18 protein-coding genes are annotated in these 19,299 nt (G+C 67.3%); 11 read left to right on the top strand and 7 right to left on the bottom strand.

The window, feature by feature from the left end:
- Positions 1-111 precede the first annotated feature (111 nt).
- Genes AABF56_RS11105 through AABF56_RS11055 form a run of 11 tightly spaced genes read left to right on the top strand, consistent with a single transcriptional unit; the run spans position 112 to position 11,797 of the window.
- Positions 112-1,872 carry a substrate-binding domain-containing protein gene (locus AABF56_RS11105; RefSeq protein WP_272805960.1) on the top strand — a complete coding sequence of 587 codons (1,761 nt, stop codon included), beginning with the start codon at positions 112-114 and terminating at the stop codon, positions 1,870-1,872.
- 27 nt (positions 1,873-1,899) lie between these two features.
- Positions 1,900-3,117 (top strand): ABC transporter substrate-binding protein, encoded by a 1,218-nt coding sequence (locus AABF56_RS11100; protein ID WP_272805959.1) that lies wholly within the window; start codon positions 1,900-1,902, stop codon positions 3,115-3,117.
- A gap of 55 nt (positions 3,118-3,172) precedes the next feature.
- The gene (locus AABF56_RS11095; RefSeq protein ID WP_244766915.1) at positions 3,173-4,057 is read left to right on the top strand and encodes a carbohydrate ABC transporter permease; all 885 of its coding nucleotides are present in this window, start codon (positions 3,173-3,175) and stop codon (positions 4,055-4,057) included.
- Positions 4,054-4,881 carry a carbohydrate ABC transporter permease gene (locus AABF56_RS11090; RefSeq protein ID WP_244766914.1) on the top strand — a complete coding sequence of 276 codons (828 nt, stop codon included), beginning with the start codon at positions 4,054-4,056 and terminating at the stop codon, positions 4,879-4,881. The genes AABF56_RS11095 and AABF56_RS11090 overlap by 4 nt, the downstream gene beginning before the upstream one ends.
- A 3-nt stretch (positions 4,882-4,884) precedes the next feature.
- Positions 4,885-5,664, top strand: a complete 780-nt coding sequence (locus tag AABF56_RS11085; RefSeq protein ID WP_272805958.1) for an enoyl-CoA hydratase/isomerase family protein — start codon at positions 4,885-4,887, stop codon at positions 5,662-5,664.
- Positions 5,665-5,666: 2 nt separating this feature from the next.
- On the top strand, positions 5,667-6,425 hold the full coding sequence (locus tag AABF56_RS11080; RefSeq protein ID WP_272805957.1) for an SDR family NAD(P)-dependent oxidoreductase: 759 nt from the start codon (positions 5,667-5,669) through the stop codon (positions 6,423-6,425).
- Positions 6,425-7,507, top strand: a complete 1,083-nt coding sequence (locus AABF56_RS11075; protein ID WP_272805956.1) for a hypothetical protein — start codon at positions 6,425-6,427, stop codon at positions 7,505-7,507. The genes AABF56_RS11080 and AABF56_RS11075 overlap by 1 nt, the downstream gene beginning before the upstream one ends.
- 1 nt (position 7,508) lies before the next feature.
- On the top strand, positions 7,509-8,561 hold the full coding sequence (locus tag AABF56_RS11070) for an ABC transporter ATP-binding protein (RefSeq protein ID WP_272805955.1): 1,053 nt from the start codon (positions 7,509-7,511) through the stop codon (positions 8,559-8,561).
- The gene (locus AABF56_RS11065) at positions 8,561-9,421 is read left to right on the top strand and encodes an SMP-30/gluconolactonase/LRE family protein (protein WP_272805954.1); all 861 of its coding nucleotides are present in this window, start codon (positions 8,561-8,563) and stop codon (positions 9,419-9,421) included. Before AABF56_RS11070 ends, AABF56_RS11065 begins: the two co-directional genes overlap by 1 nt.
- Positions 9,418-10,563 carry an extracellular solute-binding protein gene (locus AABF56_RS11060; protein ID WP_272805953.1) on the top strand — a complete coding sequence of 382 codons (1,146 nt, stop codon included), beginning with the start codon at positions 9,418-9,420 and terminating at the stop codon, positions 10,561-10,563. Before AABF56_RS11065 ends, AABF56_RS11060 begins: the two co-directional genes overlap by 4 nt.
- 4 nt (positions 10,564-10,567) lie before the next feature.
- On the top strand, positions 10,568-11,797 hold the full coding sequence (locus AABF56_RS11055; protein WP_272805952.1) for a CaiB/BaiF CoA transferase family protein: 1,230 nt from the start codon (positions 10,568-10,570) through the stop codon (positions 11,795-11,797).
- Positions 11,798-11,901: 104 nt separating this feature from the next.
- Here AABF56_RS11055 and AABF56_RS11050 read toward each other — a convergent pair whose 3' ends face one another.
- From AABF56_RS11050 to AABF56_RS11020, 7 genes are all read right to left on the bottom strand, one after another.
- Positions 11,902-12,870 carry an ABC transporter ATP-binding protein gene (locus tag AABF56_RS11050; RefSeq protein ID WP_272805951.1) on the bottom strand — a complete coding sequence of 323 codons (969 nt, stop codon included), beginning with the start codon at positions 12,868-12,870 and terminating at the stop codon, positions 11,902-11,904.
- The gene (locus tag AABF56_RS11045) at positions 12,867-13,883 is read right to left on the bottom strand and encodes an ABC transporter ATP-binding protein (protein ID WP_272805950.1); all 1,017 of its coding nucleotides are present in this window, start codon (positions 13,881-13,883) and stop codon (positions 12,867-12,869) included. Before AABF56_RS11045 ends, AABF56_RS11050 begins: the two co-directional genes overlap by 4 nt.
- 8 nt (positions 13,884-13,891) lie before the next feature.
- On the bottom strand, positions 13,892-14,809 hold the full coding sequence (locus AABF56_RS11040) for a dihydrodipicolinate synthase family protein (protein ID WP_272805949.1): 918 nt from the start codon (positions 14,807-14,809) through the stop codon (positions 13,892-13,894).
- Positions 14,810-14,829: 20 nt separating this feature from the next.
- Positions 14,830-15,699: an ABC transporter permease gene (locus AABF56_RS11035; RefSeq protein ID WP_272807492.1), complete on the bottom strand. Its 870-nt coding sequence runs from the start codon at positions 15,697-15,699 to the stop codon at positions 14,830-14,832.
- A 7-nt stretch (positions 15,700-15,706) separates the two neighbouring features.
- Complete coding sequence (locus AABF56_RS11030; protein WP_272805948.1) at positions 15,707-16,666, bottom strand: ABC transporter permease; 960 nt, start codon at positions 16,664-16,666, stop codon at positions 15,707-15,709.
- A 247-nt stretch (positions 16,667-16,913) separates the two neighbouring features.
- Entirely contained in the window at positions 16,914-18,500 is a 1,587-nt protein-coding gene (locus tag AABF56_RS11025) for an ABC transporter substrate-binding protein (RefSeq protein ID WP_272805947.1), read from the bottom strand.
- On the bottom strand, positions 18,497-19,228 hold the full coding sequence (locus tag AABF56_RS11020; protein ID WP_244766902.1) for a FadR/GntR family transcriptional regulator: 732 nt from the start codon (positions 19,226-19,228) through the stop codon (positions 18,497-18,499). The genes AABF56_RS11025 and AABF56_RS11020 overlap by 4 nt, the downstream gene beginning before the upstream one ends.
- Positions 19,229-19,299 lie beyond the last annotated feature (71 nt).

Below are 19,299 nucleotides of genomic sequence, written 5' to 3'. Positions count from 1 at the left end.
GATCGTTTTTGATCACTATCTACTGAATGATCTCCATCCGTAGCCGGCCCCGCCCGTCTTGTCGTTGATATCCAGCGATGCCTTCGTGATTGTAATCGGAGAGGAGATCAAATGATCAAAGAGCAGCGACATGCGCGGATTCTTTCCCTGCTGCGCCAACAGGGCGTGGTGAGCATGGAGGAATTGCAACGCTTCATGCCCGGCGTCGCTGCCGTGACGATCCGGCGCGACCTTGTCCATCTGGACGAGCTCGGTGCGCTCCGGCGACGCCACGGCGGGGCGGTGATGCCGGACGATGCGCTCGTGCGCGCCAAGGGGGCGCTGCCGGGCGCGGAGACGAACCCGCTCGCTTCCGATCTCGATTCGCTCAATGCCGTCATCCTGCCGCCGATCACCGGCCGGGGAAGCGAGGTGCTCAGGCGGGAAATCGTGCGCCGTGGCATCCCCTTCATCGCGGAAAGCGCATCCCAGCCGGGCGGGGCCTATCTCGGCCCGGACAATTTTGCCGCAGGGGTGGAGCTCGGCCGGCTGGCGGCCCGCGAAGTCGGCGACAGGCCGCTCTCGATGCTCGTGATCGGCGTCGCCGAACTGCCCAACACGCGCGAGCGCGTGGCGGGTTTTGAGGCTGGCCTGGCCGAGGCGGGCGTCAAGCCGGTGGCCGTTCATCGGGTCAACGGGCAGGGCAGCTACCGGATCGGCCTGCGCGTCGCCCACGATGCCTTCGCGGCGGACGAGACGATCAACCTGGTCTTCGCGGTGAACGATCATGCCGCCATAGCGGGGATCGAGGCGGCGGAGCGCCTGGACAGGAAGGTCGCCGTCTATTCGATGGGGGGCGAAAGCGCCGCGTTCATGGCGCGGCTTCTTGAACGCGGTCCGCTTCGGGCCGTCGGGGCCCTGTTCCCGGAGGTCGTCGGTCGCCTTGCCATCGACATGGCCGTTCTCGGCATTCTCGGACAGAGCCCGCCGGATACCGTCACGCCGCATGCCATCGTCACGCCGCAAACCCTGCCCGACTATTTCGAGACGGGCGCCCAGGGCTGGCGCCTGAGGGAGGACGTCCTGGAACGGCTGGGCGACATTCGCCTCAGCTTCCAGGCGAAGCTTCTCCGCACGCGCCGGATCGGCTTCCTGCCGCATTATCCGGCGCACGACTGGTATCGCAGCATGGCGGCGGCCATGCTGGTGCGCTGCGCGCTCTATGGCGCCACGCTCGTCGTGTCGCCGCCGCATCACGGCATTTCCGCGGAGATCGCCCGGCTGCGCCGCGAAATCGCGCAAAGCGCGGCCCAGCTCGTTCGCCCGGGAATGGTCGTCGCCCTGAACGAGGGGCAGGCGAACACGTTCCTTGCAGAGGAACTGCGCAGCCTGGCGGTGCGCAAGCCGGAGCAGCTCCAGGGCGTTACGGTCGTGACGAACGCGTTCGACGTGCTGCATGCGCTGGAGGACGTTTCCGCGGTCAAGGTGATCCTGACCGCCGGGGAATACCAGAAGGCGGACCGCTGCCTCGTCGGCCCCAGCCTCGGGGCGATCTTCGAGCGGGTGCGCCCGCATCTTGCCTTCATTGCGGTCGACGGCGTGACGCCCGGCTTCGGCCTTTCCTCGCTCGACGAGCGCCGGGCGCTGGCGGCGCTGCGGTTCATCAATGCGGCGGAGGTTGGCATCGTGCTCGCCGACAGCGTCGCGCTCGGCTCGGACGCCAACCATCGCATCGCCGGCATCTCGCAGATCCGCTCCGTGCTCACCGACGACGGCGCCTTGCCCGAGGATCGCCAGCGCTTCCGTTCGGTCGGCATCGACGTGCTGATCGCGGGCGAAATCCATCCCGAGCCGACGGCAGAGGCGGACGGGAACTACAGAATTCAGTCCTGAGACAATCCAATCGCGAGGGAGGAAACCATGACGCGATCACTGATGACGACCGTATTTCTTGGAACGGCCCTGCTTTCGGCAAGCCCGGTGCTTGCCCAGCAGGTGACGCTTCAGTTCTGGGACAACCAGCAGACCGAAAGCGGCCTCTCCGATGTGCAGAAGGCGGCGGTCGAGCGGTTCATGACGGAAAACCCCGATATCAGGATCGAGGTCACGACCGTTCCCTATCCGGAATACCAGCAGCGGCTGCTGACGGCGGTGCAGGGCGGCAATGCGCCCGACATCGCGACGCTCGACCAGATCTGGGTCGGCGCCTTCGCCAAGGCGGGTGCGGTCTCCGATCTGACGGAAGAGGCCGCCGCGGCCGGTCTTTCCCGTGACGGCTTCTTCGGCGGCGCCTGGGATTCGGCCGTGCTGGACGGCAAGCTCTACGGCATTCCGTTCAATGTCGATGTCTGGCAGTTCAGCTACTACAACAAGGCACTGCTCGATGCGGCCAAGGTCGATCCGGCCAGCCTCGGCACCTTCGAGGGCCTGAAGGCGGCGGCCGAGAAGCTTACGGCCGATGGCAAGTTCGGTGTCGGCCTGTTCGGCCACAAGGGCGAGGACACGGTCGTCGTCGGCGATTCCTTCATCTTCTCGAATGGCGGCCGGATCCTCAACGACGACGGAAGCTGCGCCCTGACCGAGGCGCCCGCCGTCGAGGCGCTCGCCTATCTCCAGGAGCTTTCGAAGTTCGCGCCCGGCGGCATCCTGAACGCTTCGTCGGGCGACATGCGCGAATTGTTCCTGAACGGCTCGCTGGCCATCGAGTTCTGGCCCGCGCTGGAGCAGCCGACCCTGCAGAAGAGCAGCCTCAGCTGGGGCTTCGTGAACGGCACGGCGCCCGAGGGCAAGACCCCGGTCGGCACCTTCGGCGGCTGGAACCTCGCCGTCTTCGAAACCTCCGCGCACAAGGACGCGGCCTGGAAATTCATCCAGTTCATGGTGCGCGAGGATGTCAACGGCGACGTCGTCGACCTCATCCCGGCCAACAAGAAGGCTGCCGAAGCCTTCCTGGCGAAGAACCGCCAGGAGCCGCAGACGATCATGACGCATCTCGACAATGCCAAGGCCCGGCCGCTCTCGCCGCGCTATCTCGAACTTGCGGATGCGCAGGTCGCCATGTTCCAGGACATCTATGCGGGCGGCAAGCCGGCCGATGCGGCGGCGAAGGCCTGCGACGCCATCAACGCCCTCGACTAATCCATCTTCCGCCGCATCCCGGAAACGGGGTGCGGCACAGGACAAGGCTTTTCCGATGCGCCAAGACCGCCGGCTTTACTGGCTGCTTCTTGCACCCGCCCTGCTTTTGATGGCGGTCATGCTGTACTATCCGATGGTCGGTACGGTCTATGAGAGCTTTCACGAGACGAGCTTTCTGAACCCGGATCCGAAGTTCGCGGGCCTCGCGCTCTACCGGCGCGTGCTCGCGGACGGCACCTTTGCGGAAGTGCTCGTCAATTCGATCGTCTGGACGCTCGGCGTGGTGCTGCTCCAGAACGTCTTCGGCTTCCTCGCCGCGCTGCTGCTGAACCAGAACCTGCCGATGCAGGGCGCCTTGCGCGCCATCGTGCTCCTGCCCTTCATCCTGCCGGGCGTCGTTGCCGCGATCCTGTGGCGCTTCATGTACGATCCGCAGCTCGGCCTCGTGAACTCGCTGCTTCTTTCGGCAGGGCTTATCGAGAACAGCGTCGCCTGGCTCGCCGACAGCCGCATGGCCATGGCCTCCGTGATCGTCGCGGCCGTCTGGAAGGGGTTTCCCTTCTCCATGCTGATCTATCTGGCGGCGCTCCAGAACGTCGACAGGAGCCAGATCGAGGCGGCGATGCTCGACGGGGCGGGACCGGTCCGCCGCCTGCTCGACGTCACGCTGCCGGCGATCCGGGACGTCATCGTGGTCAACATCGTGCTGACGCTGATCCTCACCTTCAACTATTTCGACATCATCTGGGTGCTGACCAAGGGCGGTCCGCAATCGGCGACCCACATCTTCCCGACCAAGATCTTCGAAACGGGCTTCGGCCAGTTCCGCTTCGGCGAGGCGGCGACCTACGGCGTGTTCTCGATCCTCGTGCTGTCCGTGCTCGTGGCGCTCTACGCCATCGTCCAGGGCGGGGCCAGCCGGCGGAGGGCCGCAGCATGAACCAGACCCGCGCGACGCGCCTCGGACTGATGCTGCTCCAGCTCCTGCTGGCGACCGTCGTCCTCCTGCCGTTCTTCTGGATGATCTCCGTCAGCCTCAAGCCGCCGACGGAACCCTTCGCGATCCCGGCGCGGCTCTGGCCCGACGACCCGACGATCGGCAACTACATCACGGCGTTCCGGCCCGAATTCCGGACCTACTTCCTCAACTCGCTCGTCGTGTCGCTTTCGACGGTCGCCATCACGGTCAGCCTCGGCCTTTTCGCCGCCTACAGCTTCACCCGCGGGCAGCTTGCCGCCATCTCGGCGCTGATCGGGCTGGTGGTCCTGGCCCAGATGTTTCCCCACTCGGCGATCATCATCCCGATCTACAAGATGATGCGCGGCGCCAATCTGCTCAACACCTACTGGTCGCTGATCCTTGCCTATGTGTCGGTGACGCTGCCGGTGGCGATCTGGATGCTGCGGGGGTTCCTGCTGAAGCTTCCGGCGGCGCTGGAGGAATCGGCGGCCGTGGACGGCGCGACGCCGATGCGGGTGTTCTGGGACATCGTCGTGCCGCTCTCCCGGCCGGGCCTCATCGCGACCTCGGTGTATGTGCTGATCGTGACCTGGCAGGAGTTCCTCTTCGCGCTTTCCTTCACCTCGACGAAGGAGATGCGCACCCTGCCGGTCGGCCTCAACGACTTCATCGGCCAGTACGGTATCCGCTACGGCGAGCTCATGGCCTCCTCGGTCATGGTCTCGTTGCCCGTCATGGCCGTCTTCTTCTTCCTGCAACGCTACTTCGTCGCCGGCATCACCGCCGGTGCCGTGAAAGGTTAGGCCATGGCGCTGATCGAACCGACGGATCTTTCTCCCGGCATCCGCCAGCTTCTCTTCAACCGGCCGGAAAAGCTGAACGCGCTCTCGACGCCGCTGATGCGGGAATTCGAGACCGCACTGGATGCCGCCGCCGCCGATCCCGGCGTGCGCGTCATCGTGCTGCGCGGGGCGGGCGGCAAGGCCTTCGTCGCGGGCGCCGACATTGCCGAATACCAGGGCAACAAGCGGGCGGAATTCACCGCCTACCAGTTCAACTCCCGCCGCGTCTTCGACCGGCTCGAACGCATCGGCAAGCCGGTCATCTGCGCGGTCGACGGCTTTGCGCTCGGCGGCGGGTTCGAGATCGCACTCTGCTGCGACATCCTCATCCTCTCCGAGACGGCGCAGCTCGGCCTGCCGGAAGGCCGGCTCGGCCTCTGCCCGGGCGGCGGGGGCACGCAGCGGCTGCTCCGGGCGATCGGCAAATATGCGGCCTCCGACCTTCTTCTCGCAGGCTGGCGGCTTTCGGCGCAGCGCGCCTTGGAGCTCGGCATCGCCGCCGACGTGGTTCCCGCTGCGGGCATGGACGAGGCCATCCTGCGGCGCGCGCGCGCCTGCCTCAAGGTCGCCCCGCTGGCGGCGGCCGAGATGAAGCGGCTGCTGCGCGAAGGGCAGGATGCCGGCATCGAGGCGGCCAAGAGCCTCGAGCAGGAAGTGCTGTTCCGCCTCTATTCGACGGCCGACGGCCAGGAGGGGATCGATGCCTTCCTGGAAAAGCGCGATCCCCAGTTCAGGATGGAATAATCATGGAATTCAAGGGCAAGGTCATTGTCGTGACGGGCGGCGCCAAGGGCATCGGCCGCTCCTGCGTGGAGATTTTCGCGGCGCGGGGCGGGCAGGTCGTCTTTTCCGACATCGACGAGGCGAGCGGCGCGGCGCTGGCGGACAGGCTCGGGAACGACGTTGCGTTCCTCAGCGGCGACGTCCGCCGTCTTGCGGACATGGAGGCGATGGCGCGGCTTGCCGAAACGCGCTTCGGCGGCCTCGACATCATCGTGAACAATGCCGCCGTCGCCCTCAACGGCGTGATCGACGAGATCGACGAGGAACGCTGGACGACGGTGATCGACACCAACCTGACCGGCTTCTGGCGCACGATGAAGGCCTGCGTGCCCCTGCTCCGCAGGCGCGGCGGCGGGGCCGTGGTCAACCTCTCCTCGGTCCAGGGGCTGATCGGCTTTCAGGGCTGGCCGGCCTATGCCGCCGCCAAGGGGGCGATCATCGCGCTGACCCGCCAATGCGCGATCGACCTCGCCAAGGCGGGCATCCGTGTCAACGCGGTCGCGCCCGGCACCATCATGACGCCGATGAACGAGAAGATCTTCGAGGAGACCGAGGACGCGCAGGCCCTGATCGACAGCTGGAACCGGGCGCATCCGATCGGCCGCTTCGGCCAGCCGGTGGAGGTCGCCGAACTCGTCGCCTTCCTGGCGTCGGACAAGGCGAGCTTCATCACCGGCGAGATCGTGCGCTGCGACGGCGGCCTCGCCATCCGGGGCGAATGATGCGGGATCTCGTGTCCATCGGCACGGCATGCGGTGCGCTGCAGTTCGACCCCGCGGTCGGCAACATTCCGCGGCTGTCCTTCCACTGGGCCGGCCGGTCGTTCGAGCCGCTCTATGCCGCGCCCTGGCGGGAGGAGCCGGCGACGCGGGCGCTTTCCGGCCTTTCGCCCGCCGAACGCCGGCTCGCCGGAGACTTCTTCTGCGCCCCGTTCGCGGCCGCCGCCGATCCGGACGTTCCCGCCCATGGCTGGACCGCCAACAGCCCGTGGCGTGTGGAGGCGCACGAACCCCATGCCATCCGCTCCGTTCTCGCGCGCGACGTATCCGGCGCGCGGATCACGAAGCGTCTCGAAATCGCCAAGGACGCGCCGCTGCTCTACCAGGAGCATGGGATCGACGGGGGAGAGGGCGTGCTGCCCGTCGCCCATCATCCGGTGCTGCACCTGTCGGGCCGAGGCCGCTTCTTCACTTCGCGCAAGCGCGCCGCGCTCACCCTTGCCGAGGTTTTCGAACCGGGCCGTTCGTGCCTTGCCTATCCGACGCGCGGCACGGACCTTCGCCGGATGGCCGGCGCCGAGGGCAGGACCGTCGATCTCTCGCACTGGCCGATCGGCCGGCGCAACGAGGACTTCGTCACCCTCGTCGAGGCGCCGGATGCGGCGCTCGGCTGGTCCGCGGTGATCCGCGAGGATGAGGACGACATCGTCTTCTTCCTCAAGGACCCGTGCGTCCTGCCGGTCACCATGCTGTGGTTTTCGAACGGCGGGCGCGACCATGCGCCATGGAATGGCCGTGTCGTCGGCGTGACGGGCATCGAGGACGGCTGCTGCGCCGGGCCTGCCGGCGAAGCGGCGGCCGCGGCCGCCAATCCGGTCGCCGCCGAGGGCGTGGCGACGGGCCTGCCGCTTGCCGCGGGGCGCAGCCATGTCGTCCGCCATGTGATGGGCGCGTTGCCCCGTCCGGAGGGGTGGGCCGATATCGCGAACATTTCCGTCGAGGGGGATCGGCTCACGATCTCGGACAGTGCCGGGCGGCGGATCGAGCTGCCCTGGCGCCGCGACTTCCTGAAAGGACACGAGTGACATGGCCGCAATCGAATTGCGCAAGCTGACCAAGAGTTTCGGCGCCTATACCGCCCTTGCGGGGCTGGATCTTTCCATCGGGGACGGGGAGTTCCTCGTCCTGCTCGGCCCCTCGGGCTGCGGCAAGTCGACGACGATGCGCATCGTCGCGGGGCTGGAGGAACCGACCTCGGGCGAGATCCGCATCGGCGGCCGTCGGGTCAACGACATGCCGGCACGCGACCGCGACCTTGCCATGGTCTTCCAGAACTACGCGCTCTACCCGCACATGACCGTCGGCGAGAACATCGCCTATCCGCTGAAGATCCGAAAGGTCGCGCGGCCCGAGCGGGAGGCGCTGGTGCGCGCCGCCGCCGAGCGGGTGGACATGGGCCATCTCCTGACCCGGCGCCCCGCCGAACTGTCCGGCGGCCAGCGCCAGCGCGTGGCGCTGGCGCGCGCCATCGTGCGCCGCCCGCAGGTCTTCCTGATGGACGAGCCGCTCTCCAATCTCGACGCGAAGCTGCGCACGGTGATGCGGGGCGAGCTGAAGAACCTTCAGCGCGACCTCGGCGTCACAACCATCTACGTGACCCACGACCAGGTCGAGGCCATGACGCTGGCCGACCGGATCGTCGTGCTCAACAAGGCGACGATCCAGCAGATCGGCACGCCGGCCGAGATCTATGCGCGCCCGGCCAATACCTTCGTCGCCGGTTTCATCGGCTCGCCGCCGATGAACCTCCTGCCGGGCCGGCTTCTGGACGGCTGGTTCTCCAGCGAGGGCGGGCGTTTCCCGCTGGCGCATGCGGCTGGCGATGTCCTGCTGGGCGTGCGGCCCGAGCATGTGCGCATCGCGCCGGAGGGCGACGGCCATTTCTCCGGCACGGTCTTCTCGTCCGAACTGCTCGGCGACTGCACGATCCTGACGGTGAAGGCCGGCGATGCCCTGATCGCCGCAAAGCTTGCGCCGGAGGCGGGGCTGGAGCGCGGCGCGCCGGTCACCCTGAACTTCGAGCCCGGGCGCATGCATCTCTTCGACGCGGCGACCGGCCTGCGCCGGGAGGAGGTATGATGCCGGCGCCTCTCCTCGCGCAGGATCGCCTGCGGGTGTTCTTCGACGGGATCTGGAGCGAGCCGCGGCTCAGCCATCCCGAAGGCGTTGCCATCGGCCCGGACGGCTGGGTCTGGTGCGGCAATCAGGACGGCGAGATCTGCCGCATCGCCCCGGACGGCAGCCGCATCGAGCGGGTCGCGGGGACGGGCGGCTTCATCCTCGGCCTTGCCTTCGATGGCGACAGGGCGCTCTATGCCTGCGACCTCAAGCACGCCGCCGTCTTCCGGCTGGACCTTGCCGCCGGCTCCCTCCAGCGGCTTGCCGCACCGGGTCTGCGCATTCCCAACTATCCGGTGGTCGATCGGCGGCGGGGCCGCCTTCTCGTCTCGGACAGCCATGATCCCGGCCGGCCGGGGCCGGGCATCTGGTCCTTCGATCTTGCGGGTAGGCCCGGAAGCCTCTGGTGCGACGCCGGTTTCACCTTCGCCAACGGGCTGGCCATACGGCCGGGGGAGGAGGCGCTCTATGTCTGCGAGACCTTCGCCCGGCGCGTGTCGCGCATCGCGATCGCGGCGGATGGCGGCGCGGGCGCGATCACTCCGTTCGCCACGGACCTGCCGGGCTATCCGGACGGGCTTGCCTTCGACGGGGCCGGCAATCTGCTGGTCGCGCTCTACGAGCCTTCCCGTATCCTGCGCGTCGATGCGCACGGCGCCGTCGCCACGCTGGCGGAGGATCCGACGGCCCATGTGCTCTGCCATCCCACCAACATTGCCTTCGACGGCACGCGGCTTTTCGCGGCCAATCTCGGCCGCTGGCATATCGCGGCGATCGACTGCGATATCGGGGCGCCGCCGCTGTGGAGGGCCACGGCATGACCTTTATCGGCCTCACATGGGACCATCCCCGCGGCTACGACGCCCTGGCCGAAACCGCGCGCCGGGTGAATGCGGGCCTTGCGCAGCCGCTGATCCACTGGAACAGGCAGCCGCTCGAAGGCTTCGAAAGCGCGCCCATCCGCGCGCTCGCCGAACGCAACGACCTCCTGGTCATGGACCACCCGCATATCGGGGAGGCGGTCGCGGAGGACTGTTTCATCCCGCTCGAAGAGCTCTATTCCGCCGAACAGCTTGCGAGCTGGCGGCGGGACAGCATAGGCCCTTCCGCCGAGAGCTACCGCTGGGACGGCAGGACCTGGGCGCTGCCGCTGGACGTCGCCACCCAGGTCATGGCCCGCCGCGCGGACCTCCTTGCCGAACCGCCCCGTGACTGGGACGAGGTTTCGGCACTGGCGGCGCGCCTGCCGGTGGCGCAGTCGCTCGCCGGGCCCCATGCGGTGCTGACCCTGATGTCGATGGTGGCGGGCGCGGGCGGGCGCGTGGGGGGCGGGGACTTCCTGCCCGATGCGGAAGGCGCGGCCGCGCTGGAGGTCATGCACCGCCTCTATGCCCGCCGGCCCCCGGCAAGCGAAAGGCTCAATCCGATCGGCCTTCTGGAAGCCATGGCGCGCGGCCGGGACATCGCGCTCGTGCCGCTGGTCTTCGGCTACGTCACCTATGCCGCGCCGGGCCATGCGCCCAACGTGATCCGTTTTTCCGACACGCTGCGCCGGGCGGGCGGTGCGGGCGGCGTCATCGGCGGCACGGGCATCGCGTTTTCCCGCCGCTGCAAGCCGACGCCGGCGCTGCTGGCGCATATCGCCTCGCTGCTTGCCGCGCCGACGCAGGTCGAGGTCTTTCCTGCCTTCGGCGGCCAGCCCTCGGCGCGGGCCGCCTGGCAGGATGCGGGGACGAACGGCGCCTGGGGCGATTTCTATCGCAACACGCTCGCAACAGCGGAAAGGGCACTGCTGCGCCCCCGCTTCGACGGATACATCGCCTTCCAGACGGCCGCGGCGGAACGCATTCGCCTGGCGCTGGAGCGGCGGGAGGAACCGGAAACCACCCTTGCCGTCCTGCGCACCCTTTGGCTCCGCGCGCGCCATGGTGCGAGGGGCCATCTCGACGACCGAAAAGGCTGACATCATGACCGAGACCCAGACGTCCACCCCCGCCGCCCTAGCAGGCATCCGCATCCTCGATTTCTCGCACCTCCTGCAAGGCCCCTTCGCCACGCAGCTTCTGGCCGACATGGGGGCGGACGTCATCAAGGTCGAGCGTCCCGGCAAGGGCGATCTCTTCCGCTCGCTGACCTTCCGCAACAAATGGGTGGGCGGCAGCGAGAGCCCGAACTTTCTTGCCTGGAACCGCAACAAGCGTTCGATCGCCCTGAACCTCAAATCCCCGGACGTGCACGGGGTCCTCATGGAGATGGCGAAGAGCGCCGACATCGTGGTCCAGAACTTCCGACCGGGCGTCATGAAGGCGATGGGCTACGGATACGAGGACTTCCGGGCGGTCAATCCGCGGATCATCTATTGCTCCGGTTCCGGTTACGGCGAGGAAGGCCCCTATGTCGACCGGCCGGGCCAGGACATGCTCGTGCAGGGGCTGACCGGCATCATGGCGGCGACCGGGCAGGCCGACGCGCCGCCGACGCCCGTCGGCGCCGGCTTTTCCGACCAGATCGGCGCGATGAACATGGTCTACGGCATCCTCTCGGCGCTTTACTGGCGCGAGAAGTCCGGGCAGGGGCAGGAGGTCAAGGTGAACCTGCTTGCCGGCATGCTCGCGCACCAGAACCAGGAAATGGTGACGGCGCTGAACTTCAACGAGGATTTCCAGCGGCCGCGTTCGGGCATCGGCCATCCGGGCATGGATGCGCCGTTCGGCACCTATCCGACCCGTGACGGCTGGGTGACGATCGCCATGAGCCCCTACCGCACGCTCGTCGGCGTGCTCGGCAACGACGACCTTCTCGTCTACGACGATCCCGAAAAGCTCTTTGCGCAACGCGACGAGATCTGGCGCCGGCTGGCGGCGGAGACCGGGAAATGGACGACGGCGGCGCTGCTGGAGGCGTTACTGGCCGCCGACATCTGGTGCGGCGAGGTGAAGTCCCATCTCCAGGCCGCGGAAGATCCGCAGGTGCGCCACATGGGACTGGTGACGAGCTACGAGCATCCACGCGCCGGCACGGTCAAAGTCGTCGCGCCCGCAGTGCGCCATTCGGAAACGCCTGCGACGATCCGCCGGCCCGCGCCCCTGGTCGGCCAGCACACGCGCGAGATCCTGCGCGAATTCGGCTATGCGGATGAACAGGTCGATGCCTGGCTCGCCTCCGGGATCGCGTATTCCGACCCTGTTTCCGGATAGGGACGGCAAGCGTCGGCCCACGCGCGCTGCCGAGCGTCCTGGGGATGCGCCCCGAGCTCCCGTGACCGGATCGGCCCGCCTGGTCGGATCCGGTGCCGCTTTCTCTATGGCTCCGGATACCCGATGTCGTCGCGGATGCAGGCCTTGAGGTGGCCCGGCGCGACTTCCCGCAATTGCGGCACCGCCGCGGCGCAGGCGTCGAGCGCCTTGGGACAGCGGGTGCGGAAGACGCAGCCGCTCGGCGGATTGGCGGGGCTGGGAATGTCGCCTTTCAGGATTTCGCGCTTGCGTGCCAGATCCGGATCCGGCGAGGGGATCGCGGACATCAGCGCCTGCGTGTAGGGATGCTGCGGGCGGGCATAGAGGTCCTCGCTGGTGGCGATCTCCATGATGCGGCCGAGATAGAGCACGATGACGCGGTCGCAGATATATTCGACGACGGCAAGGTCGTGCGAGATGAACAGCATGGTCAGGCCGAGGCGCTGCTGCAGGTCGCGCATGAGGTTTACCACCTGCGCCTGGATCGACACGTCGAGCGCCGATACCGGCTCGTCGGCGACGATGAAGTCCGGCGCGAGCGTCAGCGCCCGCGCGATCCCGATGCGCTGGCGCTGGCCGCCGGAGAATTCGTGGGCGTAGCGGTTGATGGCGTCCGGCGGCAGCTCCACCTGTTCGAGCGCCTTCCCGGCCCGCTCCAGCCGCTCCGCCCGCGAACCGATGCCCTGGATCTTCAGGCCTTCCGTCAGGATCTCGCCAATGGTCATGCGCGGCGACAGGGAGGCGTAGGGATCCTGGAAGATATATTGCATGCGCGGGCGCCGGCGGCGCAACTCGCCGCCCGAAAGCGTCGTCAGGTCGTCGCCGTCGAAGACGACCGCGCCGGCCGAAGGCTCGATCAATCTCAGGACCGAGCGGCCGATGGTGGTCTTGCCGCTGCCGGATTCGCCCACCAGCCCCACCACTTCGCCCTTTGCGATGTCGAAGGAGATGTCCTGAAGGATCTTCAGGGTGGCGCCGCGCGTCTGGTAGTGCTTGGCAAGGCCGCGGACGGAGAGGAGGGGCGCTTCGGTCATGCGGAAATCTCCTGCCAGCGGATACAGCGGCTGTCGTGACGGTCGTTGACAGGCAAAAGCGCGGGCATGGCCTGGCGGCAGGCCTCGGTCGCGAAGGGACATCGCGGCGCGAAGGCACAGCCGGCCGGAAGGTCGGCAAGGCTCGGCACCATGCCGGGAATGGCGGGCAGCTTTGCGCCGCTCCGTTTCATCTCGCTCGCCGTGCCGAGGCGCGGCATCGATTTCAAGAGCCCCATCGTATAGGGATGGCGCGGGGTCCTGAACACCTCGGAGACGGGGCCAGTCTCCACGATGCGGCCGGCATACATCACCGCGACCCGGTGGGCGATCTCGGCGACCACGCCGAGATTGTGCGTGACGAACAGCATGCCCATGCCGCGTTCGCGCTGCAGCGACTGCATGAGATCGAGGATCTGCGCCTGGATGGTCACGTCGAGCGCCGTGGTCGGCTCGTCGGCGATCAGCAGCGTCGGATCGCAGGCGAGCGCCATGGCGATGGTGGCGCGCTGGCGCATGCCGCCGGACAGTTCGTGCGGATATTGGCCCACCCGGCGGCGCGCATCGGGAATGCCGACCTTGTCGAGCAGGCCGACGGCCGCCTCGATGCCCTCCCGCCGGCCGAGGCGCCGGTGGACGCGCAGCGATTCGGAGATCTGGTCGCCGACGGTGTAGACGGGGTTGAGGCTCGTCATCGGCTCCTGGAAGACCATGCCGATGTCGTTGCCGCGGATCTGCCGCATCTCCTCCTCGCCGAGCGTGACGAGGTCCTTCGTCCTGCCGTCCTTGCCGCGGAAGCGGATCGAACCGTCGTCGATCACGCCGATCCTGCGGGCAAGCAGCCGCATGACGGAGAGGCTCGTCACCGATTTGCCCGAACCCGATTCCCCGACCAGCGCCACCGTCTCGCCGGGGCAGATGGCAAGATCGATGCCGTTGACGGCGGCGATCTCCCGGCCGCGCAAGCGGAAGACGGTCCTGAGGTTGCTGATCTCAAGAATGGGTTCGGACGTCATCGGCGACCTCAGGCGAGGAGGCCGACGGAGCGCAGGATCTCGTCGATCCTGCGCGTTTCGGCCTCGTTGAGCGGGGCGCGCGGACGCGCCATGACATTGGTGGAAATGATGCCGAGGCTGCGCATCGCGGTCTTGAAGCCGCCGACGCCGGTCGCACCCCCGCTGACGCGGCCGGCGGCGACCCAGACGATCTCGAACAGGCGGCAGAGCCGCTCCTGTTCCGTGCGGGCGGCGGCCCAGTCGCCGCGCTTTGCGGCGTCCCAGAGGCGGACATAGCCTGCCGGATCGACATTGGCGAGGCCCGGCACGACCCCGTGCGCGCCCATGGCGAGCACGCTGTCGACGACGATCTCGGACCCGGTCATCAGGAAGACGTCCTTGTTGCCCGCGAGATCGCTGAGGGCATAGCGGAAATTGCCGTCGTCGCCGGAGGAATCCTTCAGGCCGATGATCGTGCCTTCCTGCGCCAGCGTCACGACGGTCTGGCGGGAGAGCTTGGTGTGGACGCAGACCGGGATGTCATAGGCGATCAGCGGGATATCGACGGCGTCGCGGATCATGCGGAAGTGATCCAGCGTCTCGGCCTGGCTGGTGATGGTGTAGAAGGGCGCGGTGACGACCACGGCATCGGCCCCCACCTCCCTGGCGGTGCGGGCATGGCGGATGACGCGGTCGGTCGCCGGATCGATGGCGCCGGCGATCACGGGCACGCGGCCGTTGGCGACCTTCACCGTGTGCTCGAGGATCCTGCGGCGCTCGGCCTCGTCGTAGAACACCACCTCGCTGGTCGAGCCGAGCGGGAAAAGGCCGTGGCAGCCATTGTCGATCAGATGTTCGAGGACGCGCGTATAGGAGGCGTAATCGACAGAGAAATCGTCGTTGAGGGGGGTGACGACGGGAGGAACGACACCGAAGAACTTGGACATTTGCTTCTCTTTCCGGGGTTTCAATTGAGGTCTGCGCGGGGGTCGAAGGCGTCCCTCAGACCGTCGCCGATGAAGTTGATGGCCAGCACGGCAAGCACCAGCGCGCCGCCGGGAAACAGCCATTGCCAGGGATACTGTTCGAGCACGGCGGTGGAGCGCGCGGCATTCAGCATGTTGCCCCAGCTCGCCGCCGGCGGCGGCACGCCGAGGCCGAGGAACGAGAGGCCCGCCTCCAGCAGGATGGCGTTGGCGACCTGCAGCGTGGCGTAGACGACGAGGATGTCGATCGAATTGGGCAGGCCGTGGCGGAAGAGGAGGTGCCCGATGCCCGCGCCCATGCCGCGCGAGGCCATGACGAATTCCCGCTCCCGCAGTTCCAGCAGGCGCGCGCGGATCATGCGCGACAGGACCGGCCAGGACAAAAGCGCGATGACGACGACGGTCGACCAGATGCCGGAGCCGACGATGGAGGCGAGGACCAGAAGGAAGATCACCGGCGGCAGCGTCATGGCGAGGTCGACCGAGCGCATGGCGAGCGCATCGGCGAAGCGCCCGCCGAAGGCCGAGACCGCACCGACGAGAAAGCCGATGGCCGTCGACAGGACGACGGAGGAGACGGCGACCAGCAGCGAGATCCGCCCGCCTTCCAGCGTTCTTGCAAGCACGTCGCGCCCGACGCCGTCGGTGCCGAACCAGTGCGCCGCCGATGGGGCGGCATTCATCGCCAGGAGGTCGATGTCGTTGGGCCTGTAGGGCATCCAGAGGGGATAGGTCAGGACCGCGGCGAGCAGCGGAAGCAGCAGCGCCACGCCGACGAGGGCCGCCCGGTTGAGGAGGAAGCGGCCGGTTGCCCGCGCCAGCGGACCGGAGGAGGAAGGGGAGGCGGGCATTGTCATCTCAGGCTACCTTGAGGCGCGGATCGATGACCGCATAGGCGAGGTCGGTCAGGATGTTGACGACGATGACGCAAGCGCCGATGACGAGCGTGGCCCCCATGATGACCGGATAGTCGCGCGTCTCCACCGCGCTGATCAGAAGCAGGCCCATGCCCGGCCAGTTGAAGACGCTTTCGACGAAGATGGCGCCGCCGACGGCAAGGCCTATGGTCGAGCCGATCAGCGTGACGACGGGCAGGAGCGCGTTGCGCAGGGCATGCTTGGTGACGACCCAGAACTCCCGGACGCCCTTGGCGCGCGCCGTGCGGACATAGTCCTGGTTCAGCACTTCGAGCATCGAGGCGCGCATGTAGCGCATGATCAGCGCCGCATGGCCGATGGACAGCACGGTCGCCGGCAGGATGAGGTGGTGCAGGAGATCGCCCACCGAAAAATCGGTCGCCGGGGTGAGCATGCCGCCCGACGGCGTCCATTTCAGCCGGACGGAAAAGACGTAGAGGCCGAGCAGGGCGGTGAGGAAGGCCGGGCTGGAAATGCCGAGCAGCGCCAGCACCGAAAGCGAGTAATCGGGCACGGTGTTGCGGCGCACCGCGCTGAGGATGCCGCTGGCAATGCCGATGACGACGGCGATGGAGAGGCCGGCGCCCATCAAGAGGAGGGTGGGGCCGATGCGCGAGAGGATGAGGCCGGATACCGTCTCGTTGAAGCGCTGCAGCGAATGGCCGAGATTGCCCTGCGCGGCCTGCGACAGCCAGGCGAGATACTGCACGGGCAGCGGCTGGTCGAGGCCGAGCCGCGCGCGCAGCGCGTCCATCGCCTCCTTCGTCATGGCGACGTTGGGATCGATATAGGCATCGATCGGATCACCCGGCGTCAGCTGCAGCAGCGTGAAGATCAGCACCGTCAGCGCAAGCAGCATGGCGAGCCCGACGAGCAGGCGATGGAGACAGTAGCGTAACATGCGGGTTCAACACCTGATCGCGTGGCTGGCCGAGGGTGGCTTGTGGAAGGGCGCGGGGCAAGCCGTGCCTCAGACTGTCGACAAAGTCCGCAAACCTCTCCTCCGTCATGGTCGGGCTTGACCCGACCATCCGTAACCCCTGGAGGCAATCGGATCCTCGGGCCGAGCCCGAGGATGACGGAGTGATTGGAGCGATGTTTGTCATCAAACCGAGGGTGCGGGGCAGCCCGCGCCCTCTTGTCTGCGCCTATTCGGCGATCGACCACTTTTCCGCATGGGCCTGGTACGGGCCGCCGGCCGGCGCCGGGGTCCATACGAAGTCCTTGAGCTTCGAGGACACGACGCCATAGCGGTTGGCGACCCACATCGTCGCCCAGGGCAGCTCGGCATTGGTCGCCTTGCAGACGTCCTGGTAGCGGGCGTCGCGCTTAGCGTCATCCGTCTCGGCCAGGGCGGCGTCCAGCGCCTCCGTCACCGCCGCCATGCGGATGCGCATGATGTTGGCGCCGGCCGGCGGGATCTGCTTCTCGTTGAGGCCGATATTGATGTTCGAGGCATCCGGGCCGTTCTGCAGGCCGGCATAGATCAGCGGGTAGTCGCCGGAATTGCCCGACTGCTGGTAGACGATCGAGTTGTAGGTCGGCGTGTCGACGGCGCGCGGCACGATGTTGATGCCGACCTGCGCGAGCATGGCCTGCATGGCGGCGAGCACGTTGGTCGCCAGCGGCGAGGTGTAATAGGTCAGGATCGTGACCGGCTTGTCGCCGTTGATCTTGTCCCAGCCCGCCTCGGCGAGAAGCTGCTTGGCCTTTTCCGGGTCGTAGCCATAGCTCTCGATGCCCTGCGGCACGAGCTGGTCGGCGACATAGACGCAGTTGGCAGGCTTGGCCGCCCCGCCATAAAGGCTCTGGATGATGGCGTCGCGGTTGATCGCGTACATGAAGGCCTGCCGGATGCGCAGGTCCTGCCAGAGCGGCACCTCCTGGTTGAAGCCGACATAGTTGACGACGTAGGAATCGCCCTCGATCACCCGGAAGGCGCTGTCGCCGCTGAAGGTCGACACATCGTTGGAATCGACATAGGTGAACTGGATCTCGCCCGACCGGAGGGCCGCGATGGCGGCGGCGGGGTCGGCGAAGTAGCGGTTGATCAGCTTGTCGGCCGCCGGCTTGCCGCCGTGGTAGTCCTGATTGGCGGCGAGTTCGACATACTGGTCGGCGACATATTTGGTGAACTTGAACGGGCCGGTGCCGATCGGCGTTGTGGACCACCAGGCATGTTTTGCGATCTGCTCGGGAGGGATCGAGGCAAGGGCGTGTTCCGGCAGCATCATCACCTTGGTCAGGGTGTCGAGCATGCTCGGCGACGGCGCCGACAGGGTGATCACGACCGTGCGGTCGTCCGGCGCCTCGACGGACTGGACGACGCCGAGGCGCGCGGCGAAGACCGAGCCGGCCTTGTCGTTGCGGGCGAGATCGAGCGTGAAGCGGACGTCCTTCGCGGTGAACGGCTGGCCGTCATGCCATTTGGCCTCGGCAAGCTTGAAGGTGTAGGTCTTCTGGTCGGCGCTGACCTCGTAGCTGTCGGCCAGCGCGCCGATGACCTTCGTCAGCTTGTCGTCGTAGATGACCAGCGGCTCGAAATAGGTGACGAGCCAGGTGAAGCCGCTCGTCGCCGCCAGCGGATTGAAATTGCCCTGGAAGCCGCCCGGGCCGACGTCGAAGCCGCCGGAGATCGTGCCGCCTTCGGCGCGTGCCTGGCCCGGCGCCAAGGGCAAGGCGCCGAGCAGCGCCGCCGAAACGGCAAGCGCAGACAATGTGGTCTTCAGATTCATGTCATCCTCCCTGATGAAACGGTGGTCTTGTTGTCGGCGATCACGCGGGTGATGCCGGCATAGTGCTTGTCGAGCCGGTCCCGGGCGCCGGCATGGTCGCGCGCCTCCACGGCGTCGACGATGGCGGCGTGGTCGCGCCAGGTCTGCATGGGGTCCGTATTGTTGAGATTGACGAAGTCGGATGCCTTGTAGAAGGCCAGCCAGAACACCTCGATCAGCCGCAGCAGGACCTCGTTCTGCTGGCAACGGAAGAGCAATTGGTGGAAATGCCGGTCCTCCTCGGGAAAGCTCTCGCCGCGCTCCGCCCGGACCCGCATCCGCTCGACGGTCTCGCGCAGCTCGCGGATATCGTCGGCGCCGATGACCTCCAGCGTCCGCCCGATCAGGCCGACCTCGAGCGTGCGGCGGATGGTGATGACCTCCTCGATCTGCTTCAGCGCGCCGCCGAGGCCATAGGCGAGGTTTTCCAGCAGCGGCTCGAAGGAGAACGCCTTGACGAAGACGCCGATGCCGCGGCGCGATTCCAGCACGCCGACGGATTCCAGGGCCTTGATGCCCTCGCGCACCGAATTGCGGCTCACCCCGAGCTGGGTGGCAAGCTCGCCTTCGGGCGGCAGGGGCGCGCCCGCATCGAGGTGGTTGTCCTCGATATAGCTGCGCAGGCTTTCCTGCACCGAGACATGCAGGAGGGGCGCGCGCTTCAGGGGCTTGATCGACTTCACGTTCATCTTCGTCTCCGGTTGCCTTTTTGACTCCGAAAAGACAGTGGCCCTACATTTATCCACTTGTAGGATATCTG

This window comes from Shinella sp. WSC3-e, assembly GCF_945994535.1.
In the GTDB taxonomy this organism is placed as follows: Bacteria; Pseudomonadota; Alphaproteobacteria; order Rhizobiales; family Rhizobiaceae; genus Shinella; species Shinella yambaruensis.
This window is presented reverse-complemented; position numbering and strand designations above follow the sequence as displayed.